Genomic DNA, 22,258 nt, shown 5'->3' with positions numbered 1-22,258 from the left:
GAGCACGTCCGGCAGCCGGTCGGCGTGCACTACCGGACTTGTCACCGCCGGACCGTCACCGCGGGCGTGAACGGACCGAGCAGCCCCAGCGCGGTGGCCAGTCGGGGCAACCGGGCGTCCGGCTCGCGGATCCACCGCACCGGGCCGTCCGCCGTCACGCTGGGCGGCAGGGGCAGGTACTGGCCGTCGGTCATCAGCCGCACGTGCGGCGGCAGCGCGGGTGTCCCGGCGTCGGCCGTGTCGACCAGGAACGCCCACAGGCCGGCCGACAGCGCCAGCGCGGGCAACCCCGCCCCGACCCGGCCGCCGATCCCGGCGCGGACCAGCAGTGCGCCGATACCGCGACCGATCGGCAGGTGCACGTTGCCGTCGGACAGCACCAACGGCCACCGGCGGCCGATGGCCAGGCGCTCGACGGTCGCGTGCAGCTGGTTGGCGTAACGGGTGGCCGCGCACGCGGCTGGGTTGTCCATGGTTCCCCCATCCCTCGGCGGAAGTGCTCGACAGGGGTTCGGCGCCGGGGCCCGTTCGGTTCGACCACTCGACCAGGTGACTGACGAGCAGGTGGGGGAGGAGCGGCCTAGCGTGGCCGGGTGTCGGTGCGGCTGAGCGAGTCGATCATCACGCTGGTGCTGTTCGCGCTGGTGGTGCCGGTGGCGGTGCTGCCGTGGGTGCACTGGCAGTACCGGCGGCGCGGTCGGCTGAGCGGGTGGGCGGCGGTCGTCGCGGCGGGCAGCGCGCTGTACGGGTGCGGGTTGGTGGCGTTCACGCTGTTCCCGCTGCCGGACGTGACGGGCGCGTTCTGCGAGAGCCGGGCGCTGCGCGACTACTGGCAGACCCGGCCGTTCGCGTCGCTGGACGACATCGCCGCCGCCGGGTACTCGCCGACGAGCCCGGAGTTCCTCCAGGTCGCGCTGAACGTGGTCCTGTTCGTGCCGCTGGGGTTCCTGCTGCGCTACCGGTTCGGGCGGGGCGTGGTGGCCGCCACCGCGATCGGGGCGCTGGTGTCGCTCGCCGTGGAGACGACCCAGGGCACGGCGGTGTTCGGCCTCTACCCGTGCCCCTACCGGGTCGCGGACGTGGACGACCTGATGACGAACACGGCGGGCGCGGTGCTCGGCTGGCTGCTCGCCCGGTGGCTCGGTCGGCTGCTGCCCCCGGCCGTGCCGGAGCCCGTGCCCGACACCGGGCGGCCCGGCCTGCTGCGCCGCGGGTTCGCGTTCGCGGGCGACCTGCTGACCCTGACCCTGGTCCAGTTCGCGTGCCGGGTGGTGCTCGTGCTCATCGGTGAGGGGACCGGCACGCCGTGGCTGACCGAACTCGCCACGTCGGACTGGTTCGGCGGCGCGCTGGGCGTGCTGGTGCCGGTGGTCGCCACGGTCGTCGTACCGCTGCTGCGCGCCGACCGGGCCACGCCGGGCCAGGTCGCGTTCCACCTCGCCCTGGTCGATGCGCGGACGGGTGGCCGCGCGCCGGCACGCGCGGTGGTGCTGCGGTTCGCCTTGTGGTGGCTGCCGGTCCTGCTGCTGATCTCCACCGGGCACAGCGGCGTGGTGTTCTTCGCGGCCCTCGTGGTCGGCCTCGCCGCCCGCTCCCGCACCGACCGCCGCAGCCTGCTTGGCCTGATCTCCACCACCGACACCACCACCACCACGCGTGTCCTGCGCTCGCAACACCCGTGTCCGACGCCCGGCACGCCCGAGTTGAACGCCCAGCGCGAACCGGAGCCCTAGAGCGGCGCGTTGCCGTGCTTGCGGCGGGGCGTCTCGGCCCGCTTGTCCCGCAGCACGGCCAGCCCGCGCGCGATGGCCGCACGCGTCTCCACCGGGTCGATCACGTCGTCCACCAACCCGTGCTCGGCCGCGTGGTACGGGTGCATCAGCTCCGACCGGTAGTCCGCGACCAACGCCGCGCGCAGCCGCGCGGGGTCCTCCGCGGCGGCCAGCTCACGCCGGTGCAGCAGGTTCACCGCGCCCTCCGCGCCCATCACCGCGATCTCGTTCGTCGGCCACGCCAGCGACAGGTCCGTGCCCACCGACCGCGAGTCCATCACGATGTACGCCCCGCCGTACGCCTTGCGCAGGATCACCTGCACCCTCGGCACGGTCGCCTCGCAGTACGCGTACAGCAGCTTCGCCCCGTGCCGGATCGCGCCACCCAGCTCCTGCTCGGTCCCCGGCAGGAAGCCCGGCACGTCCACCAACGACACCAGCGGGATGCCGAACGCGTCGCAGAACCGCACGAACCGCGCGGCCTTCTGCGACGCGGCGATGTCGAGCACGCCGGCCAGCACGACGGGTTGGTTGCCCACCACGCCGACGACCCGCCCGTCCACCCGCGCCAACGCGCACACCACGTTGCGCGCCCAGTGCTCGTGCACCTCCAGGTAGTCGCCGTCGTCCACGACCTCCGCCAGCACCGACCGGATGTCGTAGGGCTTGTTCGGCTCCACCGGCACGATCTCGGCCAACCGGGGCCGGTGGTCCGTGCTGGCGCCGCACGCGGGCAGCGCCGGCGGCGGCTCCAGGTTGTTCGACGGCAGCAGCGACAGCAGCTCCCGCACCCCCGCCAGGCAGCTCGGCTCGTCGTCGTGCACGAACGACGCCACCCCCGAACGCGACCCGTGCACGTCCGCGCCGCCGAGGTCGGCGTGGCTGACCCGTTCGCCGGTCACCTGCGCGACCACGTCCGGCCCGGTCAGGTACATCTGCGCGGTGTCGCGGACCATGAACGTGAAGTCGGCCAACGCGGGGGAGTACGCCGCACCGCCCGCGGACGGCCCGAGCACCACCGCGATCTGCGGCACCACGCCCGACGCGGCCACCTGGCGGCGGAAGATGCCGCCGTAGCCGTGCAGCGCCAGCACGCCTTCCTGGATGCGCGCGCCACCGCTGTCGTTCAACGCGACGATCGGCGACCCGGTCGACACCGCGAGGTCCATCACCTTCTGGATCTTCGCCGCGTGCGCCGCGCCCAGCGACCCGCCGGAGATGGTGAAGTCCTGCGCGTAGACGAACACCCGGCGGCCGTCCACGGTGCCGGAGCCCGCGACCACGCCGTCGGTGTGCGCGCCCGTCGTGCCCCGCCGGTACAGGTCGACCTCGACGAACGAGCCGACGTCCAGCAGCAGGTCGAGCCGTTCCCGCGCGGTGAGCTTGCCCAGCTTGTGCTGCCGGGCCACGGCTTCCGGACGTCCGGCGGCGATGCGCGACCGCTGCCTGCCGTGCTCGTCGCGCAACCCGGCCATCGACCGCTCGGCGGTCGCGGCGGCGGGCTCCGCGCTCCGCCGGACCGCCACGAAATCGAGTTCCGAAGTGCTCATCCGGACACCCCCTGGCGTCGGTCGGGAAGACCCGAATGTAGTCGGGGGCGTCTATACGCCCTCCATCTTCGGACAATGCCGAAGTGACGGACAACCATTTTCGCCGCCTCACGCGAAAGGGTCCGTGAGCCGGAAATCCGGCTCACGGACCCAAAGGCCCGCGCCAGGTCAGAAGGCCTGGTTCGCGAAACCCTTCCGGGCCGCCGCGGACAGGAACGACTGCCACGCCGCGCTGCTGGTGTGCGGGTCGCCGGTGGTGCCGAGCCGGGACTTCGCGGTGGTGAAAGCGCTCTGCGTCTTCGGTCCCCAGATGCCGTCCACCACCAATCCGGAGCTCATGAAGTTGTTGCACAGCGCCTGCACGAACTTCGTGTCGCTCTCCGACCCCGTCACGCACCGGACCGGCAGACCACCGAAGTCCGAGTGGATGTGGTCCTCGTGGGCGGCGTTGTACCAACCGTCCAACGCGAACCGGAACCGGCGACGGCACACCGCGTCCACCGCGAGGTAACGGCGGCGCGTGGCGAGCGTGCCCGACGCGTGGTCGCGATCCAGCGGCGAGCTGACCTGGCCACCGCTCCACCGGACGTGGTCGAGGTCCATCGCGGTGCCCGAACCGTGCTCGCCGGGTTTGTTCACGTAGAAGCCCGCCGACACCAGGTAGGTGATGCTGCCGTACGCCGAGGACAGCGACCGCAGGTCCCTGATCCACAGCACCAGGGAGTCGTAGAACGCCTGCGTGACCTGCCAGTTGCGCAACGTCGTGTTGCCGCGGCCGGACCGCCAGTAGTAGACGGGGGTGCCGTCGATCCGCTGGAACGTGATCATCGGGTCGCCTCCGCGGTGATCAGCCGGCCGCCGGTCAGCCAGCCGGAACGGGCGCCGGCCAGACCCAGCGCCTTCGCGTCCCGCGGCACGGCCGGACGGGTCCGGTCCCCGTCGAGCACGCCGGTGAGCGGGGTGGCGTCGACCACCTCGTTGCCGACCCAGTGCACCCGGCCGGCGACCGCGACCAGGCCGCGCACGGCGACGCCGTCCAGGCGCGGGCGGGAGGTCCAGGTGACGCCGTCGCGCGAGGTGTGCAGGACCGTGCCGGAGACGTCGACGGCCGCCACGACCCAGCCGTCGGGCGTGGCCGCGACGGCGGTGGCGGACAGGCCGTCGGTCCACTCCAGGCCGCGGACCGGGACGGTGCTCCAGCCCGACGGGGTGCGGCGGGCGGCGATGCGGACGGCCGAAGCGCGCTCGTGCTTGAGCACGGAACCGAACGCCAGGCCGCCGCCGACCGCGGTGAACTCCGAGCGCACGCCGTGCAGCCGGCGGGCCTCGCGCCACGTGACGGCGTCGGTGGACTCCCAGATCGTGGCGATCGGGTCGCCGCTGAGCGCGCCGACGGCGTGGTACGTGCCGCCGTCGCCGGTGACGTCGACCAGGTCGGCGCCGGTGAGGCCGTCGGTGATGCGCACCGAACCGCCTTCGTCGACGATGACCCATTGGCCGTTCTGCTCGGTCAACATGAGTGGGGTGCCGTCGGGCGCGAGGAACACGCCCGCGGCCTTGCGCGGGTTCGCCGCGGCGTCCGACGCGGGTGCCGCGGCAGCCGCGTGGGCCGGTAGTGCGCTGGCGAGCGCCGCGGTCGCGGCGGCACCCAGCACGAACGTTCGCCGATCGAGCACGTCAGTCCTTTCGGGGCAGGGGGAAGTGCTGACGTGGCACAGGGCCGGTTGGAACTTTTCCAACCCACAAAGTATGGGCGACCGACCGTTCCGGCAATGGTCCGTTCCGCCCAAAAACCCGGGTGCCCCCGAAGCGCTGGGGTAGGATTCCCGGTGTTCGCGACTGGCGTGCCGAGGGTGGGAACGACCACCGGGGAGCGTTGAGCCGAATCGCACCGCGCGCCTGGGTGCTACGGCAGCGCCCCCGCGCGCGTGGAGGTCGTCGTGCACGAACCCGCCATCCCGTCGTTGACCGGAGCCGACCCCGAGGTCGCCCGGCTGGTCCAAGCCGAGGCGCGCCGCCAGTTCGAGAAGGTCCGCCTGATCGCCTCGGAGAACTACGTCTCGACCGCCGTGCTCGAAGCCACCGGCTCCGTGCTGACCAACAAGTACTCCGAGGGCTACGCCGGCCGCCGCTACTACGAGGGCCAGCAGGTCGTCGACCCGGTCGAGGAGCTCGCGGTCGGCCGGGCCAAGGCGCTCTTCGGCGTCGACCACGCCAACGTCCAGCCCTACTCCGGCTCCCCGGCCAACCTCGCCGTCTACCTGGCGTTCCTCGACCCCGGCGACACGGTCATGGGCATGGCCCTGCCCGCGGGCGGCCACCTCACCCACGGCTGGGGCGTCTCGGCCACCGGCAAGTGGTTCCGCAGCGTCCAGTACGGCGTGTCCAAGGAGACCGGCGTGGTCGACCTGGACGAGGTCCGCGACCTGGCCCGCGCCGAACGCCCCAAGGTGATCTTCTGCGGCGGCACGGCCATCCCGCGCACCATCGACTTCCCCGCGTTCGCCGAGATCGCGGACGAGGTCGGGGCGGTGCTCGCGGCCGACATCGCGCACATCGCGGGCCTGGTCGCGGGCGGCGCGCACCCGTCACCGGTCGGGCACGCCCAGGTGATCACCACGACCACGCACAAGACGTTGCGCGGCCCGCGCGGCGCGATGATCCTCACCGACGCCGAGCACGCGAAGGCGATCGACAAGGCGGTGTTCCCCGGCTTGCAGGGCGGGCCGCACAACCACACCACGGCCGCCATCGCGGTGGCACTCGGCGAGGCGTCGGAGCCGTCCTTCGGCCTCTACGCGCACGCCGTCGTGCAGAACGCCCGCGCCCTGGCCGCCGCGCTGCTCGACCGCGGCTTCGACCTGGTCTCCGGCGGCACCGACAACCACCTCGTGCTGGTGGACCTGACCAGCAAGGGCATCGGTGGCAAGCCCGCGGCCAAGGCCATGGACCGGGCGGGCCTGGAGGCCAACTACAACACCGTCCCGTTCGACCCGCGCAAGCCGTTCGACCCGTCCGGCGTCCGCCTGGGCACGGCCGCGATCACCACCCGCGGCCTCACCGGGCAGCACATGCCGCAGCTCGCGGAGTGGATCGACCGGGCCGTGCGGTCGGCGGACGACGAGCAGGCGCTGGACCGCATCGCCGCCGAGGTCGCCGAGCTGATGGCGGGCTACCCGATGCCCGGCTGGGCGTAGCGGACCACGTCGGCCAACCGCGCCACGTCCGCGCGGAACGTTTCGTGCCGCACGGTGACGTGGTCGGCGACGTGACCGGTCACCGGCAGCTGGTCGACGGGCAGCACCGCCCCGTCGACCAGCACCGGGACCACCGGCACCGAGCGCCGCGCCGCCCGGGCCACCTCGGCGCGCATCAGCTCCGTCGGCGCCCAGTCCGGGCCGACCACGGCCAGCAGCACGTCGCACTCGCCGACGTCGCACACCACCGACCGGCCGAAGTCGTCCAGCCGGTCGGCGATGCGCCCGGCGAGGTGCAGGTCCTGCGGACGCCGGTAGCTGAGGAACAGCCGTGCGGCCCGCGGCGCGGACAGGTCGATCCCGGCCAACGCGGCGAACGCGCGGTCGCGCAGGTCGACGGGGTCGACGCCGCACCGGGCCAGCACGTCGAGCGCCCCGCCCCGGTCGGCCGCGAGCACGCCGAGCAGCAGGTGCTCGGTGACCACCTGCCGGTGCCCCAACGCCAACGACTCCCGCACCGCCTCGGCCAGCGCCCGCTTCGCGCCGGCCGTGAACGGCGGGTGGCCGGGCGGGGTCGGGTCGCCGGGACCACCCAGCTCCCGCACCCGCGCACGGCACGCGGGCAGCGACAGGCCGACCGACGCCAGCACCGACGCCGCCGCGCCACCTTCGCCGATCAGCCCGAGCAGCAGGTGCGCGGTGCCGATCGAGGTGTGGGCGAGCCCCCGGGCCTCCTGGAGTGCCACCACGGAGACCCGGCGGGCGCTCTCGGTGAACCGTTCCACCACCAGTCCTTCGCCGCCGTCGACCAGTCCGGGATCGGACCGTCACCAGACCATCGCACCGAGTTTCCGGGTGTTACCGGAACTTGTCAGTAGCGGCGCGGCGCAACCGGGTCATCTCGTCACCGCCGCCGTGCGCGGTGTCGCCGACGAGGACCAGTTCGGCGTCCGGCCACGCGTGCGCCAGTTCGAACGGCGTGCCGATCAGATTGCCCAGGTCGAGCGTTCCTTGCACGATCACGCCCGGAATGCCCGCGAGCTTCCACGCCTCCTCCAGCACGACCCCTTCGGGCAACCACGACCCATGCGCCCAGTAGTGCGTGACGAGCCGGGCGAAGGCCAGCCCGTGTTCCGGCGGGTCGAAGCGCAGCCCGCCGGTGGACAGCGGCTGCAACGCGTCCTCCCACGTGCACCACTCCTGCGCCGCCCGGTGGTGCACGGCCGGATCGGGCGACAGGAGCAGTTCCAGGTATCCCGCGGCGGGATCGCCGGTGGGCACCAGTTCGCGGAACCGGGCGTGCGCCTCCGGGAACATCGGCCCCAGCCCCGTGGTCAGCAGGTCGGTCTCGGCCCGGCGGCCGGTGGCCACGCCCGCGTGCACCATCTCCGACACCCGGTGCGGGTACCGCTCGGCGTAGACGAGGCCGAGGACCGAGCCCCACGACGCGGCGAACACCAGCCACCGGTCGATGCCCAGGTGCCCGCGCAGCCGTTCCAGGTCGCCGACCAGGTGGTCCGTGGTGTTGGTGGACAGGTCCACGACCGGTTGGCCGGCGTGCGGCGTGCTCCGACCGCAGCCGCGCTGGTCGAACAGCACCACCCGGTACGCCCGCGGGTCGAAGTACCGCCGGGCGCGGGGGGTGCAGCCCGAGCCCGGCCCGCCGTGCAGCACCACGGCCGGTTTGCCGTCCGGGTTGCCGCAGACCTCCCAGTACACGTGGTGCCCGTCGCCGACGTCGAGCATGCCGTGGTCGTGCGGCTCGATCTCCGGGTACAGCACGGTTCCTCCCTCACAGATGCAACAGTGCTATTATATTAGTACTCACACAGTTGTCGGGAACACGGCCCGCACGTCCGCGCCCCCGATCCACAGCCCGATGGCGAACGCGGTCGTCGCCTCCAGCAGCTCGGCCCGCTCCAGCAGCCCGGCGTGCACCGGCACGCACCCGGTCGACCGCGCCAGTTCGCCCACGACCTCCAGCGCGTCGGCCGAGTCGCCGCACATCGGCACGCCGAGCGGCCGTCCCTCGAACGCCAACGACGGCCGGCGCCACACGTCCACGTGGCACAGGTTGAACGCCTTCACCACGTGCGCGCCCGACGCTTCCGCGAGCCGTGCCGCGACCCGCGGCTCGTCCAGCACGAACCGGCCCGGCACCACCGAGTTGGTGCAGTCGACCACCACCCGTCCCGGTGCCTGCCCCAGCACCTCGGCCGCCACCGCCGCCGGCACGGCGAGCAGCACCGCGTCACCGAACGCCACCGCGTCCTCGGGCGTCCCGGCCACCGCCCCGACCTTCGTGGCCAGTGCTTCCGAGCGCTCGCGCGAACGCCCGCCGATGAGGACCTCGTGCCCCGCCCCGCTCCACCGACCGCCCAGCGCGTCGGCCATCCCGCCCGACCCCGGCACACCGATCCGCATGGTCGCTCCCCTGGATCCGCGCAGAAGTGATTGGCTGGGACCGACGTTGAAGAGCCGGACGGGCACCGAACGGTGTCCACCGCACCAGGGGGCCGCTCGTGACCTTCCTCGCCGGCTGCCGCGCCCGGCAGGCGTTCGACCTGCTCGCCAACACCTGGAACCCGGTGGGGCTGCACGCGTTGCGGCACGGCCCGCGCCGCCCGTCCGAGCTGCGCCGCGAGATCGGCGGCATCCGACCGAAGGTGCTCACCGAGACCGTGCGCCGGCTGGAGGCGTCCGGACCGGTGACCCGCAACGCTGGGCGTGACCGCGTCGAGTACGGCCTCACCGACCTGGGGCGCAGCCTGCTCGACCCGATCGACGCGCTCGGCCGGTGGGCCCACGAGCGGGGTGACGAGGTCGCCCAGGCTTGACGGACGAACAAAAACGGTGTTTTATAACAATGTTGTGTAACACCGTTGTGGAGAGGGGTCGTGATGGGCGTGCGAGCCGGGTTCGAGACCCTCGGCCAGGAGGTCGACGTCGAGCTGGAGGTGCGCGGCGAGCTGCCGCCGTGGCTGGCCGGCACGTTGGTGCGCAACGGGCCGGCGAAGTTCGAGACCGACAAGGGCTCGTTCCGCCACTGGTTCGACGGCCTGGCCATGCTGCACCGGTTCGGCTTCGCCGAGGGCGCGGTCACCTACCGCAACCGGTACCTGGAGACGCCGTCCTACCTCGCCGCGCGGGACGGCGGGCACATCGCGTACGGCGAGTTCGCCACGGACCCTTGCCGCTCGATCTTCAGCCGCTTCTTCGCCCACCCCCGGCTGCGTCGCACCTCCAACGCCAACGTGAACGTCACCTCCGACGGCGACCGGGACTTCGCGCTCACCGAGACGCCGATCGCGGTCGAGTTCGACCGGAACACGCTCGCCACCGTCGGCCTGGCCGACTACGACGACGCGCTCGACGGCCACGTCACCACCGCGCACCCGCACCGCGCGCCGCTGTCCGGCGACCTGGTCAACTACGTGCTGAGGTTCGGCAGGCGCAGCGCCTACCGGCTCTACCGGCAGCGCGGCCTGACCCGCGTGCCGCTCGCGTCGCTGCCCGTCGACCGGCCCGGCTACCTGCACAGCTTCGCCATCACCGAGCGGCACGTGGTGCTGGCCGTGTTCCCGCTCGTCGTCAACCCCCTGTCACTGCTGCTGCGCGCCCGGCCGTTCATCGAGAACTACCGGTGGCGGCCGGAACTGGGCACCCGGTTCCTGGTGGTCGACCAACGGGACGGCTCGGTGGTCGCGGACGAGCGCACCGACGCGTTCTTCGCGTTCCACCACATCAACGCCTACGACGTGGACGGCGGCGTCGTCGTGGACATCGCCGCGTACCCGGACTCCACCGTGGTCGACGCGCTGTACCTGGACCGGGTGCGCGGTGACGCCGAACTGCCGCTGGCGTTCCCGACGCGCTACGAGGTCGACCTGTCCGGCGGCGGCGTCCGGTCGCGGCGGCTCGCGGAGGACTCGCTGGAGCTGCCGCGCATCGCCTACGGGTCGCACAACGGCCGCGACTACCGGTACGCCTACGGCGTCGGCGCGCACGACAACGGCACGCGCGACTTCCTCAACCGGCTGGTCAAGGTGGACGTCCGGAGTGGACGGACCACCGGGTGGCACGAGCCCGGCCGCTACCCGGGCGAACCGGTGTTCGTGCCCGCGCCGGACGCCCGGTCGGAGGACGACGGCGTGGTGCTGTCGGTGGTGCTCGACGCCGGAGTGGGGCGGTCCGGGCTGGTGGTGCTCGACGCGGCGACGTTCACCGAGCTGGCGCGGGCCGACGTGCCGCACGCGATCCCGTTCGGCTTCCACGGTCAGTTCCGCGCGCGGTGACCCTCAGGTCGCCTCGACCGTGAGCACGCACCCGTCGGGGCCGACCGTGGGCACGTCCGGCTCGTCGAACCAGTGGCCGCCGTCGCCGAGGTAGCGGAACCGGTGCGTGCCGGGGGAGAGGATCACGGTCACCGTGCGCGTGCCGTCACGGCGGGGCACCAGCTCGTGCACACCGGGGGTCCAGTCGTTGAACGTGCCGACCACGCTCACCGGCCCGCGCGGGTCGTCGAGGGGCAGTGAGAAGGTCACGCGGCGCTTCGGGCCGAACAGGCGAGTGCTGCGGAGCATCTTTCTCCCTCGCGAGTCGATCTTTGCCATGCCTTCGGGGGCACCAGCGTCGCGGTGGTGTGCTCGTGTTTCAAGCCGGCGCGCCTGTTCGAAGTGGACGCTCACCCGTTGGGGTGACATAGGCGGCACGAGGTCCGCTCCGGAGTCATGTCCATAGACGAGCGTCTATGAAGTGAGTCGCGCTGCATCGACCCGATTCGATTGACTGGTCCACGTCGAGGATCGAACAATCCCGGTATGAGCCCTGTCGCGACACCTCTGGCGGCCGACCAGGCCGCCGCGTACGCCGAGCGCTTCGGCTGCCTGGCCGACCCGACCCGGATCCGACTGCTGCACGCGGTCTCGGCGGGCGAGGCCGCCGTCGGCGCGTTGGCCGCGGCGCTCGGGGTGACCCAACCGACCTGCTCGCACCACCTGCGCAAGCTCGCCGCCGCCGGCTTCGTGCAGCTCCGCCGGGTCGGCACGACGACCCTGGCCTCGGTCGACCCGTCCGGCCGCGCCTTGCTGCCGCAGTCGGTCGACGCGGTGCTGGGCGCGATACCCGCGGCCGCGCTCGAACCGCCCGCCGACGTCGCGGTGCGCGCCATGGTGGAAGACGACTGGTCCGACGTGCGCCGCATCTACGGCGAGGGCATCGCCACGGCTGACGCCACGTTCGAGACCGGGACGCCGAGCCGCCGGACGCTGGACGTCAAGTGGTTGCCGGACCACCGGTGGGTGGCGGTGGTCGACGGGCTCGTCGCGGGGTGGGCGGCGGCCACTCCGGTGTCACCGCGCGAGTGCTACGCCGGTGTCGCGGAGACGTCGCTGTACGTCGACGCGCGGTCGCGGGGGCGCGGTGTCGGGAAGGCGTTGCTGCACCGGCAGGTCACGGCGGCGGACGCGGCCGGGCTGTGGACGTTGCAGGCGGTCGTGTTCCCGGAGAACCGGGCGAGCATCGCGTTGCACCGGTCGGCCGGGTTCCGCACGGTCGGTGTCCGGGAGCGGATCGCGGTCCACCGCGGGGTGTGGCGGGACACGATCATGCTGGAGCGTCGCGCCTGAGAGCGGGAGGAGGGGTCTGCACTCGTTCCCACTTGAACGTATAGCGCACCGGGGGTCTTGTGGCAAGACCCCGGCTGTACCGCAGAATCTCCCGCCTGAGCGGTCAACCTGGGAAAACGGGGTCGTCACGTGCGGAGAGCGGGATCACAAACGGTGCAGTCGATGCAAAGTTGCAGTGAGTGCAGGAATTTCCCTACCCTGATCCGGTGACCACGCAGGGGGCCGAAGGGCTCCGCGACCGCAAGAAGCGGCAGACGCGCAAGGCCCTCGGGCACGCCGCCGTCCGCCTGGTCGCCGAGCACGGGCTCGACCACGTGACCGTGGAGGACATCAGCGCCGCCGCCGACGTCTCACCGCGCACCTTCTTCAACTACTTCCCGAGCAAGGAGGACGCCGTCCTGGGCCCGGACCCCGATGCGGGTGCCCGGATGCGGGCCCGCGTCCTCGCCCAGCCGGCGGAGTTGTCCGCCGCCGCGGCGGTGCGCGAGGCGTTGCTGGCGGAGGTCGCGGCGGAACTCGCCGACGACCGCGAGCACTGGCTGCTGCGGATGCGCGTGGTGCAGCAGCACCCCGTGCTGCTCGCCAAGGTGTTCTCCGGCGGCGAGGCGCTGGAGCGCGACCTCGTCGCGGGCATCGCCGAACGGGTCGGGCTGCCCGCAGACGACACCTACCCGCTGCTGCTCGGCGCGGCGGTGGGCGCGGCGTTCCGGGTGGCGGTCACCCGCTGGTCGAGCACCGCCGCGCCGCTGCACGACCTGCTCGCCGAAGCGCTCGACCTCCTCGCCCGCGGGCTCGCCGACCCGCCCCGCGAGCCGTAACCCCACCACCACAGCTTCGAACCACCGCGAACACCAACTGGGGGATCCGATGTCCACCGAAACCGGCACGACCTCGCGCCGGGACGTCCTGCAAGCCATGTCCGGCCTCATGCTGGGCATGTTCATGGCCATCCTGGCCTCGACCATCGTGTCGAACGCGCTGCCGCGCATCATCGCCGACCTGCACGGCTCGCAGTCGGTCTACACGTGGGTCGTCACCACCGAGCTGCTCGCCATGACGGCGACCGTGCCGCTGTGGGGCAAGCTCGCCGACCTCTACAGCCGCAAGCTGCTGATCCAGCTCTCGCTGGGCCTGTTCGTGGTGGGCTCGCTCATCGCGGGCTTCTCCCCGAACGTCGAGGTGCTCATCGCGAGCCGCGTCGTGCAGGGCCTCGGCGCGGGCGGCATGACGGCGCTGGCCACGATCGTGATGGCGGCGATGATCCCGCCGCGCGAGATGGGTCGCTACGCGGGCATCTTCGGCGCCGTCTTCGGCGTCGGCACGGTCGCCGGGCCGCTCATCGGCGGTGTCATGGTGGACACCTCGTGGCTGGGGTGGCGCTGGTGCTTCTTCATCGGCGTGCCGTTCACCCTCGCCTCGATCTTCCTGCTCCAGCGCACGTTGAAGCTGCCGGTCGTGCGCAAGGAGGTCAAGATCGACTACCTGGGCGCGGTGCTCATCGTCGGCGGTGTCTCCACGCTGCTGGTGTGGTCGACGCTGGCGGGTCACCAGTTCGAGTGGGCCTCGGCGTGGACCGTTCTGCTCGTGGCGGTCGGCGTGGTGCTGCTGGGCCTCGCGGTGTGGGTGGAGTCGCGGGCGGCCGACCCGATCGTGCCGCTGACGATCTTCGCCAACCGGACCGTGGCGCTGACCACGTTGGCCAGTGCGCTGGTCGGCGTGGCGATGTTCGGCGGCACGGTGTTCCTGTCGCAGTACTTCCAGATCGGCATGGGCAAGACGCCCACCCAGGCGGGCCTGATGTCGCTGCCGATGATCTTCGGCCTGCTGGTGTCGTCGACCGTCGCCGGTCAGCTGATCACCAAGTGGGGCAAGTGGAAGGCGTTCCTGGTCGCGGGCGGTGTGATCATGGTCGGCGGCATGCTGCTGCTGGCCACGATCGACGCGAACACCGGCGTGTTCGTGGTCAGCGTGCACATGGCCGTGCTCGGCATCGGCGTCGGGATGCTCATGCAGAACCTGGTGCTGGCCGCGCAGAACGACGTGCCGGCGCGGGACCTCGGCGCCACCACGTCGACGCTGACGTTCTTCCGCAGCCTGGGCGGCGCGATCGGCGTGAGCGCGTTGGGCGCGGTGCTGGCCAACCGGGTGACCGCGTTGAGCGAGGAGAAGTTCGGCCCCGCTCCGGCCGGCGCGGAGAACACGGTGCCCGACCTGGCGCTGCTGCCGGAGCCGGTGCGGGTGGTCGTGCGCGAGATCTACGCCACGGCCACCGCCGAGCTGTTCCTGATCGGCGCGCCGATCGCGGTGCTGGCGCTGGTGGCGGTGCTGTTCATCAAGGAGAAGCCGCTCAAGACGCTCAGCGGTGACGAGCGGTTGGCGGCGGAGATGACCGCGGGGCACTAGCGCGGCGGGACACGGTGTCGCACCTGTCCGGTCCCGGGCCGGGCAGGTGCGACACTTTCGCGCGTGTCAGGATTGCGCGAACGCAAGAAGCTCGCCACGCGGACGGCGTTGGCCGACGCCGCCCTGCGGCTGTGCGTGGCCCACGGCCTCGACGGCGTGACCGTCGAACAGGTGGCCACCGAGGCGGGTGTCTCACTGCGCACGTTCTTCAACTACTTCTCCTCCAAGGAGGAGGCCGTCGTCGCGGGCGACGTCGCCACTGCCGCCGCGTTCGTCCAGGCCTTCGCCGACCGGCCGCGCGAGGAGCCGGTGCTGCGGGCGCTGCACGCCGCCCTGGTCGACGTCGTGCCCGACCGGATCGACCCGGAACGCGTGGCGCAGCTGCGCGCCCTGCGCCGCACGCCCGCCCTGCTGCCGCACCAGATCGCCGCGTTCGCCGTGCAGGAGCGGGAACTCGCCGCCGTCGTCGCCGCACGGGTGGACGTCGACCCCGCCACCGACCTGTACCCGGCGATGTTCGCGGCCACGGTGATGGCGACGCTTCGGGTGGTCGTCGGCCGGTGGCTGGAGGCCGCCGAGCGGCCCGAGCTGTCCGAGCTGATCGGCGTGATGATCGACCGGCTGGACGCGGGTTTCGCCACCGCGGGGCTCGACCGGTAGCAGGTCCGCCGGCCCGCGGTCGTCGCGGTGCACCTCCGGGTGGTCCCGGTTGACAGGCAAGTGGTCACTTGCCTATAAAGGTCGCGTGGACGCAGAACCCGACCTTTTCAAGGCTATCGGCGACGCGACGCGACGCACCATCCTGGACGAGCTGACCGACAAGGACGGTCAGACGTTGTTCGAGCTCTGCGGCCGGCTGACGGTGAAGCACGGTCTGGCCTCCTCGCGGCAGGCCATCTCGCAACACCTCGCGGTGCTCGAACAGGCCGGGTTGGTGCACACCCGCCGGCAGGGCCGGTACAAGTTCCACCACCTCGACACGAGCCCGTTGCGCTCGATCGTCGAGCGGTGGCCCATCGACCGAGAGGCACCCAACCCGTGATCCGCATCAACGTCACCAGCGTGTTCGTGGACGACCAGGCCAAGGCGCTGGCGTTCTACACCGAGAAGCTCGGCTTCACCAAGAAGACCGACGTGCCGGCGGGGGAGTACCGGTGGCTCACCGTCGTCTCGCCCGCCGACCCGGACGGCGTGGAGCTGCTGCTGGAGCCGTCGGCCCACCCGGCGGCGGGCCCGTTCAAGGAGGCCCTGGTGGCCGACGGCATCCCGTTCACGTCGTTCGCCGTGGACGACGTCCACGCCGAGGTCGAGCGGCTCAAGGCGCTCGGCGTCGTGTTCACCCAGGAGGCGACCGACCTGGGACCGGTGGTCACCGCGGTCCTGGACGACACCTGCGGCAACCTGATCCAGCTCGCCACCATGAAGTAGTCGCCGGCGGTCACGCGTCCCAGGTGATCGGGAGCGCGTGCACGCCGTAGACCAGCATGTCGTCGCGCATGGGCACCTCCGCGGCGGGCACGGCCAGGCGCAGGCCGGGCAGCCTGGTCAGCAGGCCGGTGAACCCGACGGTCATCTCCACCCGGGCCAACTGCTGGCCGAGGCACTGGTGCACGCCGTGCCCGAACGCCAGGTGCGGCCCGCGCGGGCGGGTCACGTCCAGCACATCCGGCCGGGGGTACTGGTACGGGTCGCGGTTGCCCGCGGGCACGGAGACCAGCACCGTGGAGTCGGCCGGGACCACCTCGCCCGCGATCTCCACCTCCTCCCGTGTCGTGCGCACGACACCGAGGTGGACGATCGAGAGGTAGCGCAGCAGTTCCTCGACCGCGCCGCCGACCGACGACGGCTCCGCGCGCAGGGCGGCGAGCTGCTCGGGGTGCTCCAGCAGTGCGAACGTGCCGAGCGCCAGCATGTTGGCCGTGGTCTCGTGACCCGCGACCAGCAGCAGGTTCGCCATGCCGATCAGCTCGTCGTCGGTGAGCGTGGGGTCGGCCTGGATCAGGCCGGACAGCATGTCGTCGGTCGGCTCGGCGCGTTTGCTCCGCACGAGGCCCTGCATGAACGCCCGCAGCTCCTCGGCCAGCCGCATCACCTCGTCCACGGGCACGTCGAGCTTGAGCAGCTTCCCGGTGCGCTCCTGGAACTCGCCGCGGTCGCCGTACCCGACGCCCAGCAGTTCGCAGATCACCAGCGACGGCACGGGCAGCGCGAACGCCTGGACGAGGTCGGCGCCGGGACCGGCGGCGATCATCGCGTCGAGGTGGTCGTCGACGATGCGCTGGATGCGCGGTTCGAGCTGACGCATCCGGCGGACGGTGAACTGCCCGGTGAGCAGCTTGCGGTACCGGGTGTGCTCGGGCGGGTCCATGGTGATGAAGCTGCCCGCGCGGGCCCGCGCGTCGGTCATCCGGGCGCGGACCGGCGCGGGCAGCTTCTCCAGCACGCGGCGGCTGCGGAACCGGTCGGAGCTCATCCGGGGGTCGCCGAGCAGGGTGCGGGCCAGCTCGTGACTGGTCACGATCCACGCGGGGTCGCCGTCGAGCATGGTCACGCGGTGCACCGGACCGTCCTCGCCGAGGCGGGTCAGGGCGCTCGGCGGGTCGAACGGGCCCGCGTCCCGGGTGGTGAACTCGGGCGGCAGCGGGACGGTGGGCCGACCGGTGCCTGGGCGTTTCTGTCGGGAAGCGGTGGTCATCGGCGGTCCGTTCCCGACCCGGTTGTGTGACCGGGCCGATGCTCGGCGTGGTGGTGACCCACGGTACCAAAACGTGCACGCTGTGCAGCTTTCCTGCTGTAACTCAGTGCACACCGAGCAAACTTGCACGACGTGCAACTTTGAGCGATAGTTGTATGTGGCAAGCAATGCGAGGAGAGGGAGGACGGCATGGACGCCGCCGCGCGGCAGCTGGAGGACCGGTTGCGCGACCTGCTCAAGGTCGTGCGCATGGTCAAGCAGCGACCGCACGCACTGGCTCCAGGCCTGATCGGCACGCTCAGCCTGATCGACCGCGCGGGCTCGGACGCCACCGGCTGCCACGCCAAGGAGCTGGCCTCCAGCGCCGGGCTCGACCCGTCCACGGTGAGCCGGGCGGTGGCCGCGCTGGTCACCAACGGGCTGGTCGAACGACGCGCCGATCCCGCCGACGGCCGCGCCAGCATCCTCGTGGTCACCGAACGCGGGCACGCCGCGCTCGCCGACGCCCGCGACTGGTACGACCGGTTGCTGGGTCGCGCGCTTGCCGACTGGAGCCCTGAAGAGGTCGAGGCGCTGACCCGGGCACTGGGGCGCCTGACCACCGACGTCGAAGGAGCCCTCGGCTCCACCTTGGAGGCCGCGCGATGAGCGCACCCGCCACCACCGACAGCACCGTGATGAGCCACCGCCAGGTGCTGGAGGCTCTGAGCGGTCTGCTGTTGGTGCTGTTCGTCGCGATGCTGAGCGGCACCGTCGTCTCGACGGCGTTGCCGCAGATCATCGGCGCGCTCAACGGGTCGCAGACCCAGTACACCTGGGTCGTCACCGCGACCCTGCTGACCGCGACCGCCACCACCCCGATCTGGGGCAAGCTCGCGGACCTGTTCGACAAGAAGACCCTGGTCCAGGTCGCCATCGTGATCTTCGTGGTCGGCTCGGTGGTCAGCGGGTTCGCGCAGAGCGCGGGCCAGCTCATCGGGGCGCGCGCGTTCCAGGGCATCGGCGTCGGAGGTCTCCAGGCGCTGGTGCAGGTGGTGATCGCGGCGATGATCCCGCCGCGCGAGCGCGGCCGGTACAACGGCTACCTCGGCGGCGTGATGGCGCTGGCCACGGTCGGCGGTCCGCTGCTGGGCGGCCTCATCGTGGACACCTCCTGGCTGGGCTGGCGCTGGTGCTTCTTCATCGGCGTGCCGGTCGCCGTGGTCGCGCTGTTCGTGCTCCAGGCCACGCTGAAGGTCAAGACCGCCCGGCGGGACGACGTGAAGATCGACTACCTGGGCGCGAGCCTCATCGCGGTCGGCGTGAGCGTGCTGCTGGTGTGGATCTCGTTCGTCGACGGCTCGTTCGCGTGGCTGTCGTGGCAGAGCTTCGCCATGGTCGGCGCCTCGGTGGCGCTGCTGGGCGCGGCGGTCGCCGTGGAGGCCCGCGCGGCGGAGCCGGTGGTGCCGCCGCGGATCGTCAAGCAGCGCACGACCGCGCTGGCGATCCTGGCCAGCGTGGCGGTGGGCATGGCGATGTTCGGCGGCGCGGTGTTCCTGGGCCAGTACTTCCAGATCGGCCGCGGCTACAGCCCGACCGAGGCAGGCCTGCTCACCATCCCGATGATGGTCGGCGTGCTGGGCGCGTCCATCGTGTCCGGGCGGCTGATCACCAAGACCGGCCGGGTCAAGCCCTACATCGTGGTGGGCGCGGCCACGTTGGTGCTCGGGTTCCTCGCCCTCGGGCAGATCGACCACGACACGTCCCTGGTCCTGGTCGGCGGCGCGATGCTGCTCGTCGGCACCGGGGTCGGAATGAGCATGCAGAACCTGGTGCTCGCGGTGCAGAACACCGTGCCGCTCAAGGACATCGGCGCGGCCAGCTCGACCATCGCGTTCTTCCGGTCGCTCGGCGGCACGATCGGTGTGTCGGTGCTGGGCGCGGTGCTGGCCCGGCGGGTGGAGGACCACATCACCCGCGACCTGGCCGCGGCGGGCATCCCCGTCGGCGGCGCGGGCGGCGGCAACCTCAACCTGAACGTGCTGCCGGACGCGGTGCAACACATCGTCCGCAACGCCTACGGCGACGCCACCGGGCACATCTTCCTGATCTCGGCGGCCATCGCGGTGATCGGCGTGGTCGCGGCCCTGCTGCTCAAGCCGATCACCCTGCGCACCAGCCTCGACCTGGCCGAAGACAAGCCGAAGGTCGACGTGGCCCCCTGAGACCGCGCGCGGCGGGTGGCCGGAGTTGGCGAGAACCCGTTGGGGTCTGGCACTCCGGCCACTGCCGCGTCCGCCGCAGTGCTCCTACCGTCCAGGACGACCTGATCTCCTGCGACGACAAGGACCGCCAACCATGGTCGTGGTCTCGGCACTGCTCATCGGCGTGCTGTACGTGCTCGTGAACTCCCTCGTCCCCGACCGGCACCGCCGACCGTTCAACGCGGTCATGGTCGGCGGCGCCGGTGCGGCGTACCTCAGCGGCGGCGGGTTGGGGGCGTGGGAGTTCGCGATCACCGCCGTGATCACCTTCTGCGCCTACCGCGGGCTGACGTCGTGGACGTGGATCGGCATCGGGTGGCTCGTGCACACGGCCGCCGACGTGGCGCACCACCTGCACGGCAACCCGATCGTGCCGTTCGCCGAGCACTCGTCGCTCGGGTGCGCGATCTGCGACCCGGTGATCGCCCTGTGGGCGTTCGCGGGCGGTCCGGGCCTGCGGTCAATGACCCCCGCAGCACTGGTGCGGGCTCTCCGCCTCCGCCGGTCGCAGCACGCCGCCGACCGCGGGTTCCACCAGTAGCAGCAGCTCGCCGTCCGCGCAGACCGGGCGCAGGAAGCCCAGCGTCCGCACGGGGTCGCCCGGCGCGACCTCGACGCCGATGCCGACCACCCGGTCGATCGCCGACACCGCCACCACCTCGGCCGCGGGGTGCGTGCCGGTGAGCAGCGACTGGCCGGGGAACCGGACGCACCGGCCGTCGACGCGGTCGCGGCCCGCCCTGGCGGCGCGTGCGGCCGGGGTGTCGGAGTCGTCGACCAGCGCCACCGGGCCGCGCAGGGCCGCCGCCAGCCGGTCCACGTCCACCTCGCCGGTCACGTGGGCCGAGAGGGTGGTGACGGCGACGGGCCCGGACCGGTCGATGTGCGTGCACACGAAGTCCGCGGGCACGTCACCGAGCGCAGCCAGCAGCAGCGCGTCCCGGTGCGCCGCGCCGTGCTCGCCGGGCAGGGCGGGCACGGCGCCGAGCCAGCTCATCAGATGACGTCCACGAACACCGGGTTGGCGTAGAACCACAGGTCCGACCACGGGTCGGCGTCACCGACGACGTCCATCACCGGGTGGCCGTCGGAGGTCAGCCGGTTGCCGTCCGAGCCGCGCAGCCGCAGGTAGAACGCACCTTCCACGCGGCGGAACACGTGCGTGAACCGGACCGTGCCGCGCGCGGTGCGGGCGACCTCGAACGACTTCACCACGGTCGTGGCGGGTGCGGTGAACGCGTCGCGGTCGGCCGCCGGACCGGTGACGGGACCGGCGATCAGGTCCACCTTCGCCAGGCGCGGCACCAGGCCCGCGAAGTTGGCCCCGCGCGCCAGGTCGACCTCGACCACCACCTCGACGTCGTGACCGCGCCGGACGAACGTGCGGCCGCCGATCGTGACGCCCCGGTTGTCGCCCTCGCCGAGCGAGCGGACCCGCACGGTCAGCCCGTCGACGATCCGCCCGTGCACCGCGACGACCTTGCCGGCCTGCATGCCGCGCATCACGTCCACATAGGACTTCGAGTCCGCGCCGACCAGGGTGGAGCTGTAGAAGCCGGGCCAGTAGTCGCCTTCGACCTGCGGCACGCCGGTGTCGACGGGTGCGCCCTTGCTGCCGGTCTCGCTGTGGTTGCCGGTGCCCTGGACGTGCGTGTCCCGGTGCACCCGGTGCGCGTCGGAGGTGGCGGTGACCCACCACGGCCTGCCCTCGGCCAGCAGCGAGTCCCACAGCCCGCCGACCTTGGCGGTCATCCAGTCGAAGCCGCCGTAGGTGCGGTACGGGTTCTCCGTCGCGGTCGGTGCGAAGCCGGGGAAGCTGTCCTGGTTCGGCGAGGCGTCGTAAAGCCCGCGGGCGGCCCCGCGGCCGCCGTTCGCGGTCGGGACGCCCGCCGCCTGGTGGCCGGGCGCGCCCTCCATGCCGACCGCCACGCCGGGTGCCGCGTCGCGCCAGCCGCGGAACTCGTGCGGGCTGTCCACACCGCGCCGCGACGGGTGGTTGGCGAACATCAGCGCGATCTCCGTGCGGCCGGAGAGCACCTGCGCCTCCAGGTACCGCAGGGCCGCCAACGCGTACGGCTCGCCGTCGGCCGAGGTCGAGCGGGTGATCAGACCCTTGCCGCCGCTCGCCACCGGCGTGGACAGCACGCCCCCGTCGTAGGCCGCCTCGAACGCCCGCAGGATGTCCACCGCGGACCGCCCGGGCGGCAGGAACACCGTGGCGTGCTCCGCGCCCGGGATGTTCCACTCCAGGCCCTGGTAGACGAGCACGTCCCGGTACGACCTGCGGGCCCGCTCGATGTCCGGCGCGACCTGGCCGATGGAGAACTTCTCGTGCGCCACCCCGCCGTGGTCGGTGATGACGACCCAGTCGAGCCCGTGCTCGCGCGCCTTGGCGACCTGCTGCGCCACCTCGTACTGGCCGTCGGACGAGTACTTGGTGTGGATGTGGTGGTCTCCGGCGAACCACCGACCGCGCCCACCCCACGGGTTGACCGGAGTGGCCGGCCGGTCGCCGTGCGCGTGGGCGGGCAGCGCGCCCAGGGTGGTCGCCACCCCGGCCGCGCCCAGCCCGGCGAGGAACCGGCGTCGCGCCACCGAGAGCGGCCGGTCGTCCTCCGCGTCGCGCCAGCTGCCCTCCACGCCCTGGTGGTGGTGTTCGTGGCTGTGGTCGTGCGACATGCGGTACTCCGATCATGACCCGAACGGGGGCAGGCGGAAGTATCGTTTCGCGCCGTGGCGCCGGGTGGTGCGCGGAGTCGAACTCCCGGTGA

The 22,258-nt window shown here is 72.3% G+C and carries 24 protein-coding genes and 1 riboswitch; of the genes, 13 read left to right on the top strand and 11 right to left on the bottom strand.

What is annotated here, in order from left to right; all coding sequences use genetic code 11:
- Positions 1-41: 41 nt before the first annotated feature.
- Positions 42-473, bottom strand: a complete 432-nt coding sequence (locus FHX81_RS03705) for a hypothetical protein (protein WP_141975210.1) — start codon at positions 471-473, stop codon at positions 42-44.
- 120 nt (positions 474-593) lie between these two features.
- Between FHX81_RS03705 and FHX81_RS03700 the strand changes: the two genes are divergently transcribed.
- Positions 594-1,733 (top strand): VanZ family protein, encoded by a 1,140-nt coding sequence (locus tag FHX81_RS03700; protein ID WP_141975209.1) that lies wholly within the window; start codon positions 594-596, stop codon positions 1,731-1,733.
- Here FHX81_RS03700 and FHX81_RS03695 read toward each other — a convergent pair.
- The 3 genes from FHX81_RS03695 to FHX81_RS03685 all read right to left on the bottom strand — a co-directional run bounded on the left by FHX81_RS03695 (position 1,730) and on the right by FHX81_RS03685 (position 4,998).
- Positions 1,730-3,322: an acyl-CoA carboxylase subunit beta gene (locus FHX81_RS03695; protein ID WP_141975208.1), complete on the bottom strand. Its 1,593-nt coding sequence runs from the start codon at positions 3,320-3,322 to the stop codon at positions 1,730-1,732. The genes FHX81_RS03700 and FHX81_RS03695 overlap by 4 nt on opposite strands.
- A 168-nt stretch (positions 3,323-3,490) precedes the next feature.
- Positions 3,491-4,150, bottom strand: coding sequence for an extensin family protein (locus FHX81_RS03690; protein WP_141975207.1), 660 nt, complete (start codon positions 4,148-4,150; stop codon positions 3,491-3,493).
- Entirely contained in the window at positions 4,147-4,998 is an 852-nt protein-coding gene (locus FHX81_RS03685; protein WP_141975206.1) for a hypothetical protein, read from the bottom strand. Before FHX81_RS03685 ends, FHX81_RS03690 begins: the two co-directional genes overlap by 4 nt.
- Positions 4,999-5,147: 149 nt before the next feature.
- Positions 5,148-5,234, top strand: a riboswitch (ZMP/ZTP riboswitch).
- A 28-nt stretch (positions 5,235-5,262) separates the two neighbouring features.
- On the opposite strand from FHX81_RS03685, the gene FHX81_RS03680 reads away from it, so the two are divergent.
- Entirely contained in the window at positions 5,263-6,519 is a 1,257-nt protein-coding gene (locus FHX81_RS03680) for a serine hydroxymethyltransferase (RefSeq protein WP_141975205.1), read from the top strand.
- Here the strand turns inward: FHX81_RS03680 and FHX81_RS03675 are convergent.
- The 3 genes from FHX81_RS03675 to FHX81_RS03665 form a co-directional block, all read right to left on the bottom strand.
- Positions 6,495-7,304, bottom strand: a complete 810-nt coding sequence (locus FHX81_RS03675; RefSeq protein WP_141975204.1) for a Clp protease N-terminal domain-containing protein — start codon at positions 7,302-7,304, stop codon at positions 6,495-6,497. The two genes, FHX81_RS03680 and FHX81_RS03675, sit on opposite strands and share 25 nt — an antisense overlap.
- Before the next feature lie 73 nt (positions 7,305-7,377).
- A complete protein-coding gene (gene pip / locus FHX81_RS03670) occupies positions 7,378-8,301 on the bottom strand; it encodes a prolyl aminopeptidase (protein ID WP_170231916.1) in 924 nt (307 codons plus the stop codon).
- Positions 8,302-8,343: 42 nt separating this feature from the next.
- Positions 8,344-8,943 (bottom strand): NADPH-dependent F420 reductase, encoded by a 600-nt coding sequence (locus FHX81_RS03665; protein WP_141975203.1) that lies wholly within the window; start codon positions 8,941-8,943, stop codon positions 8,344-8,346.
- A gap of 98 nt (positions 8,944-9,041) precedes the next feature.
- Between FHX81_RS03665 and FHX81_RS03660 the strand changes: the two genes are divergently transcribed.
- Together FHX81_RS03660 and FHX81_RS03655 are read left to right on the top strand one after the other, a co-directional pair.
- A complete protein-coding gene (locus tag FHX81_RS03660; protein WP_141975202.1) occupies positions 9,042-9,356 on the top strand; it encodes a winged helix-turn-helix transcriptional regulator in 315 nt (104 codons plus the stop codon).
- 63 nt (positions 9,357-9,419) lie between these two features.
- The gene (locus tag FHX81_RS03655; protein WP_141983708.1) at positions 9,420-10,814 is read left to right on the top strand and encodes a carotenoid oxygenase family protein; all 1,395 of its coding nucleotides are present in this window, start codon (positions 9,420-9,422) and stop codon (positions 10,812-10,814) included.
- A 3-nt stretch (positions 10,815-10,817) separates the two neighbouring features.
- On the opposite strand, the gene FHX81_RS03650 is transcribed toward FHX81_RS03655, so the two are convergent.
- Positions 10,818-11,102: an isoamylase early set domain-containing protein gene (locus FHX81_RS03650; protein WP_141975201.1), complete on the bottom strand. Its 285-nt coding sequence runs from the start codon at positions 11,100-11,102 to the stop codon at positions 10,818-10,820.
- 237 nt (positions 11,103-11,339) lie between these two features.
- Between FHX81_RS03650 and FHX81_RS03645 the strand changes: the two genes are divergently transcribed.
- The 6 genes from FHX81_RS03645 (at position 11,340) to FHX81_RS03620 (ending at position 15,977) form a co-directional block, all read left to right on the top strand.
- Positions 11,340-12,146, top strand: coding sequence for a helix-turn-helix domain-containing GNAT family N-acetyltransferase (locus tag FHX81_RS03645; protein WP_141975200.1), 807 nt, complete (start codon positions 11,340-11,342; stop codon positions 12,144-12,146).
- A 206-nt stretch (positions 12,147-12,352) separates the two neighbouring features.
- Positions 12,353-12,964, top strand: coding sequence for an acyl-CoA-like ligand-binding transcription factor (locus tag FHX81_RS03640; RefSeq protein ID WP_141975199.1), 612 nt, complete (start codon positions 12,353-12,355; stop codon positions 12,962-12,964).
- Positions 12,965-13,013: 49 nt separating this feature from the next.
- Complete coding sequence (locus FHX81_RS03635) at positions 13,014-14,549, top strand: MDR family MFS transporter (RefSeq protein WP_141975198.1); 1,536 nt, start codon at positions 13,014-13,016, stop codon at positions 14,547-14,549.
- A 63-nt stretch (positions 14,550-14,612) separates the two neighbouring features.
- Positions 14,613-15,209, top strand: a complete 597-nt coding sequence (locus FHX81_RS03630) for a TetR/AcrR family transcriptional regulator (protein WP_141975197.1) — start codon at positions 14,613-14,615, stop codon at positions 15,207-15,209.
- Between the two features lie 85 nt (positions 15,210-15,294).
- Positions 15,295-15,591 (top strand): ArsR/SmtB family transcription factor, encoded by a 297-nt coding sequence (locus FHX81_RS03625; RefSeq protein ID WP_141975196.1) that lies wholly within the window; start codon positions 15,295-15,297, stop codon positions 15,589-15,591.
- Positions 15,588-15,977, top strand: coding sequence for a VOC family protein (locus FHX81_RS03620; RefSeq protein ID WP_141975195.1), 390 nt, complete (start codon positions 15,588-15,590; stop codon positions 15,975-15,977). The genes FHX81_RS03625 and FHX81_RS03620 overlap by 4 nt, the downstream gene beginning before the upstream one ends.
- Positions 15,978-15,987: 10 nt before the next feature.
- On the opposite strand, the gene FHX81_RS03615 is transcribed toward FHX81_RS03620, so the two are convergent.
- Positions 15,988-17,244, bottom strand: coding sequence for a cytochrome P450 (locus tag FHX81_RS03615; protein WP_141975194.1), 1,257 nt, complete (start codon positions 17,242-17,244; stop codon positions 15,988-15,990).
- A gap of 189 nt (positions 17,245-17,433) precedes the next feature.
- On the opposite strand from FHX81_RS03615, the gene FHX81_RS03610 reads away from it, so the two are divergent.
- The 3 genes from FHX81_RS03610 to FHX81_RS03600 all read left to right on the top strand — a co-directional run bounded on the left by FHX81_RS03610 (position 17,434) and on the right by FHX81_RS03600 (position 20,028).
- Complete coding sequence (locus tag FHX81_RS03610; RefSeq protein WP_141975193.1) at positions 17,434-17,892, top strand: MarR family winged helix-turn-helix transcriptional regulator; 459 nt, start codon at positions 17,434-17,436, stop codon at positions 17,890-17,892.
- Positions 17,889-19,448: an MDR family MFS transporter gene (locus FHX81_RS03605; RefSeq protein WP_141975192.1), complete on the top strand. Its 1,560-nt coding sequence runs from the start codon at positions 17,889-17,891 to the stop codon at positions 19,446-19,448. Before FHX81_RS03610 ends, FHX81_RS03605 begins: the two co-directional genes overlap by 4 nt.
- 133 nt (positions 19,449-19,581) lie before the next feature.
- The gene (locus tag FHX81_RS03600; protein ID WP_141975191.1) at positions 19,582-20,028 is read left to right on the top strand and encodes a DUF6010 family protein; all 447 of its coding nucleotides are present in this window, start codon (positions 19,582-19,584) and stop codon (positions 20,026-20,028) included.
- Here the strand turns inward: FHX81_RS03600 and FHX81_RS03595 are convergent.
- Both FHX81_RS03595 and FHX81_RS03590 read right to left on the bottom strand, forming a co-directional pair.
- On the bottom strand, positions 19,948-20,484 hold the full coding sequence (locus FHX81_RS03595; RefSeq protein WP_141975190.1) for a hypothetical protein: 537 nt from the start codon (positions 20,482-20,484) through the stop codon (positions 19,948-19,950). The genes FHX81_RS03600 and FHX81_RS03595 overlap by 81 nt on opposite strands.
- Entirely contained in the window at positions 20,484-22,166 is a 1,683-nt protein-coding gene (locus tag FHX81_RS03590; RefSeq protein ID WP_141975189.1) for a PHP domain-containing protein, read from the bottom strand. Before FHX81_RS03590 ends, FHX81_RS03595 begins: the two co-directional genes overlap by 1 nt.
- Between the last annotated feature and the right edge of the window lie 92 nt (positions 22,167-22,258).

Source organism: Saccharothrix saharensis (genome assembly GCF_006716745.1).
Lineage (GTDB): Bacteria > Actinomycetota > Actinomycetes > Mycobacteriales > Pseudonocardiaceae > Actinosynnema > Actinosynnema saharense.
Note: the sequence above shows the minus strand (reverse complement) of the source record. Positions and strands in the feature narration are given on the sequence as shown.